Annotated in this window: 13 protein-coding genes; 10 read left to right on the top strand and 3 right to left on the bottom strand. The window is 49.4% G+C overall.

What is annotated here, in order from left to right; translation table 11 throughout:
* Positions 1 to 31 precede the first annotated feature (31 nt).
* Positions 32 to 553 (top strand): hypothetical protein, encoded by a 522-nt coding sequence (locus tag RSX24_RS03985; RefSeq protein WP_343259735.1) that lies wholly within the window; start codon positions 32 to 34, stop codon positions 551 to 553.
* A gap of 504 nt (positions 554 to 1,057) precedes the next feature.
* Here RSX24_RS03985 and RSX24_RS03980 read toward each other — a convergent pair.
* Positions 1,058 to 1,498 (bottom strand): hypothetical protein, encoded by a 441-nt coding sequence (locus tag RSX24_RS03980; protein WP_343259734.1) that lies wholly within the window; start codon positions 1,496 to 1,498, stop codon positions 1,058 to 1,060.
* Between the two features lie 397 nt (positions 1,499 to 1,895).
* Here RSX24_RS03980 and RSX24_RS03975 point away from each other — a divergent pair, with 397 nt between their 5' ends.
* A complete protein-coding gene (locus RSX24_RS03975) occupies positions 1,896 to 2,198 on the top strand; it encodes a YunC family protein (protein WP_236421156.1) in 303 nt (100 codons plus the stop codon).
* 67 nt (positions 2,199 to 2,265) lie between these two features.
* Here the strand turns inward: RSX24_RS03975 and mtnA are convergent, their stop codons facing one another.
* Positions 2,266 to 3,339 (bottom strand): S-methyl-5-thioribose-1-phosphate isomerase, encoded by a 1,074-nt coding sequence (gene mtnA, locus RSX24_RS03970; RefSeq protein ID WP_236421157.1) that lies wholly within the window; start codon positions 3,337 to 3,339, stop codon positions 2,266 to 2,268.
* Between the two features lie 21 nt (positions 3,340 to 3,360).
* Positions 3,361 to 4,578: an S-methyl-5-thioribose kinase gene (gene mtnK, locus RSX24_RS03965; RefSeq protein WP_343259733.1), complete on the bottom strand. Its 1,218-nt coding sequence runs from the start codon at positions 4,576 to 4,578 to the stop codon at positions 3,361 to 3,363.
* Between the two features lie 274 nt (positions 4,579 to 4,852).
* Here mtnK and RSX24_RS03960 point away from each other — a divergent pair, with 274 nt between their 5' ends.
* The 8 genes from RSX24_RS03960 (at position 4,853) to RSX24_RS03925 (ending at position 12,444) form a co-directional block, all read left to right on the top strand.
* Positions 4,853 to 5,314, top strand: a complete 462-nt coding sequence (locus tag RSX24_RS03960) for a Dps family protein (protein WP_236421159.1) — start codon at positions 4,853 to 4,855, stop codon at positions 5,312 to 5,314.
* Positions 5,315 to 5,419: 105 nt separating this feature from the next.
* Positions 5,420 to 5,998, top strand: a complete 579-nt coding sequence (locus RSX24_RS03955; RefSeq protein ID WP_343259732.1) for a DUF1802 family protein — start codon at positions 5,420 to 5,422, stop codon at positions 5,996 to 5,998.
* A 367-nt stretch (positions 5,999 to 6,365) separates the two neighbouring features.
* Complete coding sequence (gene sufC, locus RSX24_RS03950; RefSeq protein ID WP_339277157.1) at positions 6,366 to 7,148, top strand: Fe-S cluster assembly ATPase SufC; 783 nt, start codon at positions 6,366 to 6,368, stop codon at positions 7,146 to 7,148.
* Between the two features lie 24 nt (positions 7,149 to 7,172).
* On the top strand, positions 7,173 to 8,477 hold the full coding sequence (gene sufD / locus RSX24_RS03945; RefSeq protein WP_236421162.1) for a Fe-S cluster assembly protein SufD: 1,305 nt from the start codon (positions 7,173 to 7,175) through the stop codon (positions 8,475 to 8,477).
* Complete coding sequence (locus RSX24_RS03940; protein ID WP_339277158.1) at positions 8,474 to 9,694, top strand: cysteine desulfurase; 1,221 nt, start codon at positions 8,474 to 8,476, stop codon at positions 9,692 to 9,694. Before sufD ends, RSX24_RS03940 begins: the two co-directional genes overlap by 4 nt.
* A complete protein-coding gene (gene sufU, locus RSX24_RS03935) occupies positions 9,684 to 10,115 on the top strand; it encodes a Fe-S cluster assembly sulfur transfer protein SufU (protein WP_236421164.1) in 432 nt (143 codons plus the stop codon). The genes RSX24_RS03940 and sufU overlap by 11 nt, the downstream gene beginning before the upstream one ends.
* A gap of 20 nt (positions 10,116 to 10,135) precedes the next feature.
* Positions 10,136 to 11,533, top strand: a complete 1,398-nt coding sequence (gene sufB, locus RSX24_RS03930) for a Fe-S cluster assembly protein SufB (protein WP_339277159.1) — start codon at positions 10,136 to 10,138, stop codon at positions 11,531 to 11,533.
* A gap of 188 nt (positions 11,534 to 11,721) precedes the next feature.
* A complete protein-coding gene (locus tag RSX24_RS03925; RefSeq protein ID WP_290371504.1) occupies positions 11,722 to 12,444 on the top strand; it encodes a M23 family metallopeptidase in 723 nt (240 codons plus the stop codon).
* Positions 12,445 to 12,534: the final 90 nt, after the last annotated feature.

The following is a 12,534-nucleotide window of genomic DNA, read 5'->3' as shown; positions in this document are numbered from 1 at the left end:
ACAGGCGAATCTTCAAAAAGCAGGTGATCGGATGAGGTTTAGCACTACGCCATACTTCAGCGTATTCCGGATGGCGCCGGTTCTGGCTCTGGTTCTCTTCATGACGGCGTGCACTTCGTACACCAAAGTGTCTTCGGAAGGGGTTAAAGCTTTCAGGCAGGATATCAAGCAGAATTTTCCACTTATCCAAAAGACGGAGATTCGTTACTCCACTCCTAGGGTTGAAGTTACTTACAAGCTCAAAGAAGAACTTAACGAAGCAGAGGTGCAGCTTCTTTTTACGAAGACCCAAGCATTCATGACAAGTCCATCCTTTCAAAGCGAGGTGATTGATGGTCAGTACCGTATAAAGTATCCAAGTTGGGGCGACCCGGAGCTTGCAATTACTTTAACGGTTCGCGGAGAAGATGCTGCGGTCTACCGGTTCATCTGCATGCCAGAGAACGTCGAAACGGATAAAGATGAACCAGTGTACACTCACTGGTATGTATACACTGAGGATGATGCGGAAGGAAAACCTTATCCCGATCAAAAAACGGAAATCAAAAAATGAAGGTGGCCTGAGCCTCTCAACGAGGGTTCAGGCTATTTATTTTGTCCTAGGGTTGAGGCACCATCATTTTGGTAGAAAGAGAAAAGGAGCAGGTAGAACTTGCCCCATACATCATGTTATTTTAATTATTACATATTCACGGCTGAGGGATTAGCGGCTGCAAAAATGACGACGATCATTGCAAGGGTCAATCGGTTGAAGAGAAGGAACACATAAAAGAAACCTAGCCACATTGGCTGGGCGTTATGTACTGTTGTTATTTGATGTTAGTTGTACCTACCGAATCTGTATAGATTGTATAAAGATAAAAGAATAGTTAAGGAGCAGATTATCTTTACTGTCACTCCTGTAACGCTGCTGCTGGTTTCTATTAACATACAGCTTATAGATGTGATTATTGTTGAGATGCACATGATGAGCATATAACGGTTCTTCTTCTTTGGTCTAGCCATCTAATTCACTTTCTTTCTGTTTCGGATTAGGTTGGTCTTTATATGTACCTTTTTAAAATTGTCTTGCGCTGATGGTTATATCCATCTTATGTCCCGTTTTGCTGTAAACATAAACTTTGACATCGGTTGTTTTGGTTGCACCCATTTTAATTGTTTTTTGGCTGTCCTTATCAATTGAAACCTCAAGTGGGCTGTTACTGCCCATAGTAATTCTCGCATAAAGTGTGTCCGTGCTGGTATTTTTAATCCACAGGTTTGCATCTTCACCGTTATTAGGATCTAAAGTAAAAGATTTTTCATAAGCATTATAACTGCTATAAGTGCCTGAGATGATAAGTTGAACATCCTTAGGCGCAATGATTGAATCACTAGGATTCGCTACAGTGATAAATCGGTTAGTATAGCTGTAGATTAATTCACCAGCGTTAATTGAAGTGTCAGGTGCTAGTACGGACAGGGCTACACTAACACTTAAAATTATGTTAAAGAACATTGGAGTTCCTCCCTTATAATCAAGAAAGTAACCGTCTTTTGCTTACATAATGGTATTGCCAATACATGGAGTTTTATATAGTTCCAATTGTCTAATTGTGAATTAAATACATATAAACCCTACATATAGGAAAAGTTCTGCTTATATCATATCATATTAAGACACAAATGGTTGCAATATGATTAATTAAGACAACTTCAAAAACGGAACGACGAATCCGTATTCTTGAGGTTCGCTTCGAACCGTGGGTGCACGTAAACCCTATTAGATTAACGTTGATAAGTTAGGTTGCGGCCCATCATCGAGATCTTATTAAACCCGGGCAGATGTCCACACAGCCGCCCTGATTCAGGCATACACTTTATCGTGATCTGCGATGAAGAGGAGGAACGAACAGATGGTGACCATGGAACCGATCGTGGTGGAAGGGCATGTTCTGACAGGCGTGGAAGTGAAGCTGCCCAAAACCACTTTGCTGACGATAAATACGTCGAAGGGATACATCATGTGTGGTGCCTTGGACGTTGGGCTGCTGAATGAGAAGCTAGGGGACCGTAAAATCATTGCCGCCCGTGCGGTCGGCGTACGCACGTTGGATCAGCTGCTGCATGCGCCAATGGAATCGGTAACGACCGAAGCCGAAGCGATGGGCATTACCGTGGGCATGAGCGGCGTCGAAGCTCTATTGAAAATGATTTAATTTCGATTTAATTACGACATGATGACAAAAGGCTCCCGGAGGGGAGCCTTCTTTATTTTTATTATTATTAAGCCTGCTCGTCCGCAAACAATGCGGCAAGGTTTTCGTTAAACGGTGCGCGCACGACGCCTTTTTCCGTGATGATGGCCGTTACATATTCGTTCGGGGTCACGTCGAACGCAGGATTGAACACTTTGACGCCTTGCGGCGCCGTGCGTTTGCCAAATCCTTCGGTGACTTCCTCGGCTGCGCGTTCTTCGATCGGAATGAGATCGCCGGACGGCGTGGACAAGTCGATGGTGGACAGCGGGCTTGCCACATAGAACGGAATATTGTGGGCCTTCGCCAATACGGCGAGGCTGTACGTGCCGATTTTGTTGGCTACGTCGCCATTGGCCGCCACGCGGTCCGTACCAACGATAACGGCTTGAATCCATCCTTTGGACATGACCATGCCGGCCATGTTGTCGCATAGCAGCGTAACGTCGATGCCGGCTTGCTGCAGCTCGAATGCAGTCAGGCGTGCGCCTTGCAGCACGGGACGGGTTTCGTCCGCAAATACCTTGAGTTCGATGCCGCGTTCCTTGGCAAGGTACATCGGCGCGGTCGCCGTACCGTATTTGGCCGTAGCGAGTCCGCCGGCATTGCAGTGCGTCAGCACGCCCATGCCGTGCTCGAAGAGTGGCAGCGCATTTTCACCGATCATACGGCACACTTCCTCGTCCTCTTTTTGGATCAACAAGGCTTCCGCTTCCAAGGCGGCGCTGCCGTCATCGATGGAGGCTCCGGCTTGAGCCAATTCCTGCGCTTTGTTCAACATGCGATCCAGTGCCCAGAACAGGTTCACGGCTGTAGGACGCGATGTAGCCAGGTGGGCGCAGATCGATTTGACATGTTCCAGCCATCCTTCGATGGATGAGCCGTCATAAGCTTTGGCACCCAGCACCACGCCAAAGGCAGCAGCGATGCCAATGGCTGGCGCTCCGCGGACCTTCATGGAGTGGATGGATTCCCATACTTCTTCCGGCGTGTACAGCTTCAGCATAACGATGCTTTCGGGAAGCAGTCGCTGATCCAGCATTTCAAGCTTGTCCTGTTTCCATATAAGGGAAGACAGAGGTTGATAATCGGTTGTTGTCATGGTGTTCCCCCGTTCCTGTTTTTAGCGTTCCAGCGTGGATCCGGCCGCAGCCACGGTATCGAGCAGTTCGTCGATCGAATTCAAGCTGCGGTTGCTTTTAATCAATGCTTTGCCGATGGCCAGCGATTTGCGTTGGGCCCGCTCGCGGGAAGCGGCATCCTTAATCGTGTCGATATCCGCGACGTGGGCAAGGCCGACGATGCGCCGGACCATTTTGGCGCCGGCAAAACCGGCAGTGTCACGCAGCAGTTTTTGTACATAATGATCCTCATAGCCCGGGGCTTTCGCCACAGGATCGAGCAAATGGGTTGTCCATAAGGCACGGAAACGGGATTCGAATTCGGTCCATACATCCCGTACCATGTCCAGCATTTCGATTTCGCGAACCTTCCGGGCAGCGTCATCCTGAATCCACCCCGGCACGGCAGCGTAATGAAGCAGCAAATTGGCCAGCACCGCGCCGATATCGAAACCCATCGGTCCGTAATATGCAAATTCCGGGTCGATGACTTTGGTCGATTCCGGGGTAACGAAGATGCTTCCAGTGTGAAGGTCGCCGTGGATTAAAGCTTCGCCATGGGTCAAAAACTTTTCCCGCAGCAGCGCAACTTCAAGATGCAATGCTGCATCCGTGCGAAGGGCTTCGGCCTCATCCTCGATGGAGGCTTCATAGTTGTTTTTTTCCGCAATGCGGTAAGGTTCGTCGAAAATCAAGTCTTCCGTAATTTTGCACTGGTCAGGGTTGATGAAGCGGCCCTGTTTCTCTTTTTTCGATTTCTGATCCATGCCCAGGTCCGAGGTGAAAAACAGCGTCCGCGCCATGAATTCTCCGATATGGCGGGCGAAGAGCGGATAAGACATGCCGTCGATCAGGCCTTTGCGCATAATGGTGTGATCGCTCAAATCCTCCATCACCGTCAAAGCAAGAACGTCATCATAATGGTAGACCGCCGGGACCGATCCCGGACAAATGCGATATTGCTCCTGCAAAATTTCCCTTTCAATCCGGGCGCGCTCCAAGGAAAGGGGCCAAGACTCACCGACGACTTTCGCATAAGGGAGGGCTTGTTTGATAATGATACTTTTATCGGAGTTTCGGTCCGTGATGTGAAAAACCAAATTCAGGTTGCCGTCGCCGATCTCGCGGCATTCCAACTCGGAATCGGCCGTGAATGGACCGGGTATCGTTTTTGCGAGTTCCATCGCGTCTTGGGAAGTCAATGGATGATATTGAGTCAAGGATGCCACCTCCATGGTTAAGAAAACAGAAAACCTACTTCTCTGCTTGGTATAAGTGTCAGTATATCGGAAATACCCGCGTTTTTGTACTTTTTTTTGCTGCAGGGCGTTCAAGCTTGGTTCAACCCGGGGAAGCATGGGTAAAATCAGGATAGGCCCGACGGAGAAAGTGCCCGGGAGATCACGAATCATTGGTAAAGTCTCTGTGGTGCCCGCGCATGAACCCGGGAAGCATGGCATGACAGGCTAATTTTAGATAAAGGATGGGATATGCATGGCTACAACAAATAAAACCAATCAAGCAAAAACCGTTCAAGAAATACTGAATCGTCAGGTGGCCAACCTGAACGTCCTTTACGTGAAAATCCACAACTACCACTGGTACGTCAAAGGCCCGCATTTCTATACATTGCATGTGAAATTTGAGGAATTTTACAACGAAATTACGGCACAGATGGACGAAATCGCCGAGCGTTTGCTGACCCTGAAAGGCAGCCCTGCCGCTACGATGAAAGAGTATCTGGAGCTCTCCACCATTCAGGAGGCATCCGGAAAAGAAGATGCAAACGCGATGGTCCAGAATTTAATCGAGGATTTCGCAACGCTGTCGAACGAGTATCAGGAGGGCATTGACGCTGCAGAGGAAGCGGAGGATCAACCGACCTCGGACATGTTGACCGGCTTTAAGGCCGATCTGGAAAAACACATGTGGATGCTGCGCTCGTTCCTTGGATAATAAATACTCACCCGGCTTGAAGGTTCCTCTTCCGAAAGGATAAGTTGTCAGAAATGCGCCAAGCATCTATACTGCTGACAAAGACCGATTCGGGAGGGGAACGACATGTCACAACCAACGGCTCCGGCTCTGAAGGAATGGGCTTCTGCGATCAAAGAGCTGGAAAGCGGCCGTCAAATTTTGGTGATGCGCAAAGGCGGCATCGTGGAGGAAACGAGGCATTTCGAACTGAAAAGCCCTGCTTTCTATTTGTATCCGACCTATGAGCACCAACGCAAAGAATTGATCAAGCCGGCAGAACAACCGCGTGTAGATGAATCCATGGCGGGGTGGTCCCCGGATCTGCAGGCGATCCAATTGACGGCGTACGCCGAAGTGACGAAGGATCTTGAGATCCGGGATCAGGAAACGCTGGAGCGACTGCAAGAATTTCATATGTGGACTTCGGATTTTGCGGAAGCGCGTTTAAAATGGAAAAGAAAAGATCCGCTTCATGTGCTGCTGCTTCGCGTATATCGTCTGAATGAGCCGATGGAGATCCCTGTGCTGCCCGAATACAATGGCTGCAAATCTTGGATTTCCGTTCCTAATGGTCCGGTGCTGCGCGAAATGACGCCGGTGCTGGACGTTGCGGAATATGACAGACGGGTGAAGCGAATTGAAGAAGCGCTGCGAGCGGATTAACGCGGAAAGGACTTGTCCATAATCTGGATAAGTCCTTTTTTTGGCTTTACAAAGAAAGGGTCCAAGATGCCGTTTGTCAATTTCAGTGATTTTTCTCACTGTTCAATTGCCGCGGCACCGCATTCTAATTTGATTCAAGTCCCGATTTATTATAGAATCATGTAGAATAATGTTTGAAGGAAAGACATCCTTTCTTTAGGAAATGTCTTGATAATCAGTGAGAATCAGATTAGAATTATTCTAAAGTTCTATGCTGATGGTTGAAGACAACCGGAAATTCAGGGGAAGCCCTGTTCAGATACAATGATGGGTGCTTTTTCGTTTTGACAGCTAACATCAATTCTACCAATGGAGGGAAACAATACACATGGCTACGAATTTCGTCATCGAAGGTCTGAAAGCGGAGATCGAAGGCAAAGAAATCCTGAAAGGAATCAACCTGCAAATGAAAGGTGGAGAAATCCACGCGATCATGGGTCCGAACGGAACCGGTAAATCCACGCTGGCTTCCGCATTGATGGGACATCCTAAATATGAAGTAACCGATGGAACCGTAACGCTGGACGGTGAAGACCTGCTGGAGATGGAAGTGGATGAGCGCGCACGCGCCGGTCTGTTCCTGGCCATGCAATATCCGAGCGAAATCGCAGGCGTAACCAACTCCGATTTCCTCCGCAGCGCAATCAATGCACGTCGCGGCGAAGGCAACGAGATCTCCCTGATCAAGTTCATTCGTCAAATGGAAGGCAAAATGAAAGATCTCGACATGAACCCGGAATTTGCGCATCGTTACCTGAACGAAGGTTTCTCGGGCGGTGAGAAAAAACGGAACGAGATTCTGCAAATGATGCTGCTTGATCCAAAAATCGTCGTACTGGACGAAATCGACTCCGGTCTCGATATCGACGCTTTGAAAATCGTAGCGAATGGCGTCAATGCCATGAAGAGCGAAGATCGCGGTTTCTTGATCATCACTCACTACCAACGTTTGTTGAACTACATCACGCCTGACTACGTTCACGTTATGATGCAAGGCCGTATCGTCAAATCCGGCGGTCCTGAGCTTGCTGAACGCCTTGAAGCAGAAGGTTACGATTGGGTTAAAGAAGAACTGGGAATTACAGACGAAACTGTAGGCCAAGAAGCGTAAAGACTAAACGGAGGAGGAAATTTCATGACTACACAAACCATTCTTCCGGTTGAATCTGAAGCGCTTCGCGCCTTGTCGGAAAGCAATCAAGAACCCGGCTGGCTGACTGAGCAGCGTCTTGAAGCACTGAAGCTTGCAGGCGAACTCGCGCTTCCCAAACTGGAAAAGCAAAAAATCGAACGCTGGAATATCAGCGAATATGGAACATATAAAGCAGCGGAAGCCCTGACTTCCCTGGATGATGCTCCTGCGAGCATCAAAGACCTGGTACAGGATCAAAACGAAGGCGGTCTGGTCATCCAGCGCAATTCCGGCAACGTATACGCGAAACTGTCGGAAGAGCTCGCGGCCAAAGGTGTTATTTTCACGGATCTCGCTACGGCGGCTCGTGAACATGAAAACCTGGTGAAACCGTACCTGAATACGGCTGTCAAAGCCGATGAGCATTCGATTGCTGCGCTGCATGCAGCGCTTTGGAACGGTGGAGTATTCCTTTATGTTCCTAAAAACGTGGAAATCGAAGTGCCTCTGCAAGCCGTTTTATTGACCGATGATGCTTCTGCCACATTTGCGCCGCACGTGCTGGTTGTTGCGGATACGAACAGCTCCGTTACTTACGTGGATAACTATGTTTCGAGCGAGCTGTCTGCACCTGTATTCCATAACGGCGTCGTAGAAGTCATCGCCAAAGCTGGCGCGAAAGTGCGTTATGCGACAGTCCATCAAATGGATGCTCAAGTGACGGACGTATCGTTCCGCCGCGCTGTTCTGGAGAACGACGCAACGATCGAATGGATCGTCGGGGAAATGAACAATGGAGATACGGCGAGCAACACGATGAGCGTGCTCAAAGGCAATGGTTCGAACTCCGATTCCAAAGTGATCGCGGTTGGTTCCGGATCGCAAAAAATCAATTACACGACCGAAGCACGTCACTTCGGTAAAAATACGCCATCCCAAATGATCACACGCGCGGTAATGCGCGAAGAAGCTTCGGCGATCATCAACGGAATCACGAAGATCGAAAAAGGCGCAACCAAAGCGGACGGACAGCAAACAGAGAAAGTGTTGATGCTGAGCCCGAAAGCACGCGGAGACGCTAACCCGATCCTCCTGATCGATGAGGATGACGTAACGGCAGGTCACGCAGCTTCGGTAGGCCAAGTCAATGCAGAGCAGGTTCATTACTTGATGTCGCGCGGGATTAACCGTACGGATGCGGAACGCCTGATCATCATCGGCTTCCTAGCTCCGGTGGTGGCGGATATTCCTTTGGAAGCATTGCGTACCCAATTGCAATCCCTGATCGAACGGAAGCTGGGTCGATGAACCCATCCATCCGCGAGCAGTTCCCGATCCTCCACCAGGAAATCAACGGACACCCGCTCGTATATCTGGACAATGCGGCGACGTCGCAGAAACCGCAGTCGGTTATCGATGCGATTAAGCATTATTATGATTTTGAGAACTCCAACGTGCATCGCGGAGTTCATACGCTTGGAAGCCGGGCAACGGACGCCTACGAAGGCGCTCGCGAGAAGGTTGCCAAATTCATCAATGCCCGTCGCACGCAGGAGATCATTTTCACCCGCGGCACAACGACGGCTTTAAATATCGTCGCTTCTTCCTATGCACGCTCCGTGTGCAAGGAAGGCGACGAAATCGTGATTACGGCGATGGAGCACCACAGCAACCTGATTCCATGGCAGCAAGTGGCCAAGGCAACTGGAGCGACGTTGAAATACATTCCGCTTCAGCCGGACGGCAATATCGATCTGGCCGATGTTGAGAAAACGATCACGGGCAATACTAAAATTGTCGCGATCGCTTATGTATCCAATGTGATGGGTGTCATCCATCCAGTGAAACAAATTGCCGAAATTGCGCATCGCAACGGTGCTGTTATCGTTGTGGACGGAGCGCAAAGCACACCGCACATGAAGGTTGACGTGCAGGACTTGGATTGTGATTTTTATGCGCTTTCCGGCCACAAAATGTGCGGTCCTACCGGAATTGGTGCGCTTTACGGCAAAAAGGCGCTGCTGGAGTCCATGGAACCCGTCGAGTTCGGCGGTGAAATGATTGACGATGTCGGTCTTTACGATTCCACCTGGAAAGAGCTGCCGTGGAAGTTCGAAGGCGGTACGCCGATTATTGCCGGTGCAGTAGGGCTTGGCGCTGCGATTGACTTCCTGGAGCAGATCGGCATGGACGAAATTGCCCGGCATGAGAGCGTGCTGGCGGCGTATGCCACAGAACGCCTGTCTGAAATCGGTGGACTGACCATCTATGGACCTGCCAAACGCCATGTCGGTGTCGTTACCTTTAATCTGGGCGACGTTCACCCGCATGATGTGGCAACCGTGCTTGACGCCAGCGGAGTCGCCATTCGTGCCGGACACCACTGCTGCCAGCCATTGATGCGTTGGCTGCAGGTCAGCGCGACGGCTCGCGCCAGCTTTTATCTGTATAATACCGAACAAGATGTGGACCGGCTTGTCAGCGCCTTAATCCAGACAAAGGAGTATTTTGGCGATGCAACTTGATGATCTGTACCGGCGAGTCATAATGGACCACTACAAAAACCCGCGCAATCGCGGAACGTTTGATAATGAAGCCGTCACGGTGGACTTGAACAATCCAACCTGCGGCGACCGGATTTCACTGCAGCTTATGTTGAAGGACGGAATCGTTCAGGAGGCCAGATACACGGGAGAAGGCTGTTCCATCAGCATGTCTTCGGCGTCGATGATGACCGAAGCCATCCAAGGCAAAACGATGGAGCAGGCGCTCGATCTGGCGAACCGTTTTTCCTCACTGATGAAAGGGGAAGAAGTTGATTTCGACGATTATGAAGATCTCGAAGCCCTATCCGGTGTGAACAAGTTCCCTGCACGCATCAAATGTGCCACTCTGGCCTGGAATGCACTGCGCAAAGGAATTGACGATGAGGACAATGTACAATAACGATAGGGAGGTAGAGCAAGATGGCTAAAAAAGCACCAGAATTGGAAGAGTACAAATATGGTTTTCGCGACGAACACAAATCCATCTTTCAAACCGGTAAAGGTCTGACGGCTGAAGTCGTCACCGAAATTTCCCGGATCAAAAACGAACCGGAGTGGATGCTGGAGTTTCGTTTGAAAGCTCTGAAACAATTTGAAAAGATGCCAATGCCGAAATGGGGCGGAGATCTGGACGAATTGGATTTCAACGATATTCAATACTATGTTCGTCCTTCCGAAAAACAAGGGAAAACATGGGAAGAGGTACCTTCCGAAATCAAGGAAACGTTCGACAAACTCGGTATTCCTGAAGCAGAGCAAAAATTCCTGGCAGGGGTATCCGCTCAGTACGAGTCCGAGGTTGTATACCATAACATGCAAAAGGAACTGGAAGACCAAGGCGTGATCTTCATGGATACGGACACTGCGCTCAGAGAGCATCCAGAAATTTTGCGCGAATATTTCGCAACGGTCATTCCGCCGGCAGACAACAAATTTGCTGCATTGAATAGTGCGGTATGGTCCGGAGGCAGCTTCATCTACGTTCCAAAAGGCGTGAAATGCGAAGTGCCTTTGCAAGCCTATTTCCGGATCAACTCCGAAAATATGGGACAATTCGAGCGTACGCTGATCATTGCGGACGAAGACAGCTTCGTTCACTATGTTGAGGGCTGTACGGCTCCGATCTACAGCACCAACTCGCTGCACAGTGCGGTCGTTGAGATCATCTGTAAGAAAAATGCCCGCGTTCGTTACACAACGATCCAAAACTGGGCACCAAACATCTACAACCTCGTAACCAAACGTGCGGTTGCCGAAGAAAATGCAACGATGGAATGGGTCGATGGCAACATCGGTTCCAAACTGACCATGAAGTATCCTGCGGTTGTATTGAAAGGCCGCGGAGCGAAAGGTTCCGTTCTGTCCATCGCGGTAGCAGGCAAAAACCAACATCAGGATGCAGGGGCGAAAATGATTCACCTTGCACCGGATACAACGTCCACGATCGTATCCAAATCGATCAGTAAACATGGCGGTAAAGTAACGTATCGCGGACTGGCTTCATTTGGCCGTCAGGCTGAAGGCGCCAAAGCCAACATCAAATGTGATACGCTCATTCTCGACAATGAGTCCACATCCGATACGATTCCTTACAACGAAATCATGAACGATAACATTGTGCTGGAGCATGAAGCAACGGTATCCAAAGTATCCGAGGATCAGCTCTTCTATCTGATGAGCCGCGGATTGACCGAGGCCGAAGCAACGCAAATGATTATCATGGGCTTTATCGAACCGTTCACCAAAGAACTGCCGATGGAATACGCGGTAGAGATGAACCGTTTGATCAAATTCGAAATGGAAGGCAGCATCGGTTAATCGATCGTTGGCATCCAACAGGACCAAGGGATATCCCTTGGTTCTTTTTTGCGTTTAAAAATCGGCAGGGTAACTTTGTTATTTTTTTGCTTTTCATAGGAAGATGGGGAGTATAATAGGATCAAAAACACAGTCAAATTGTGGGACATGTGCATCTACTAATCGAAAAGGATGGTGATTCCATTTCCATGAGCATGAATCCATTCGAAGGATACCGCGTCACAAGTTCATTTGGCTATCGGATCCATCCTCTTCATGGAGGGCAGACATTTCATCGGGGGATAGATTTGGTCAAAGTGCCTTGGAATGCGCCTGTATTTGCATTTATGGACGGCATTGTGCGTTTTGCTGCCGAGGGGGCTACTGGTTCGGGATTCGGCGGTTACGGCCTTACAGTAGCGTTGGAGGACCATCGGGGCTACCTGCATTGTTATGCCCATTTGTCCAGCATTGGCGTACGGACAGGCCAAAAGGTAAAACGTGGACAGCGGATCGGCAATCAGGGAAGCACCGGGCAGAGCACGGGCCCTCACCTTCACTACGAAATACGCAAAACTAGCGCCCCTTCCTATGGCTATACGGCTAGTGAAGACGGTGTAGTGGAACCGGAAGCCTACTTGAAATCTGAATACGGCACGAACGGGGAGGAGCATGCGCCCATGACAAATGAAGAGAAGCTGGCCTTTGAGGCGTTGCAGAAAAAGGTGGATGCTCAGGCAGCTTGGGTGGAGCAGCAGAAAAAGTTAGCCAATATGAGCTGTCCGGCCTGGGCAAAAGACGCATATGACTATTATCGTAAATATATGCTGACGGAGACGGGCAGTTATGATTTTTGGCGGATGCTGGTGATCATGTATCGTAAAGAAAAAGGGTTATCGGTGACTTCGCAGTCCGATGGGGGAACAGCCTAAGTAGAGTCCTAAATTCATCCTAAATTCATCCGATGGACTGCGTGGTATGCAAGTGTGAAGGAAGGGGCCGGAAGCGAGCGTGGATTTAAA

The sequence above is a fragment of the Paenibacillus hubeiensis genome (assembly GCF_032334105.1).
In the GTDB taxonomy this organism is placed as follows: Bacteria; Bacillota; Bacilli; order Paenibacillales; family Paenibacillaceae; genus Paenibacillus; species Paenibacillus hubeiensis.
The sequence above is the reverse complement of the archived record's forward strand: the minus strand, read 5'-3'. Positions and strand labels throughout refer to the sequence as shown.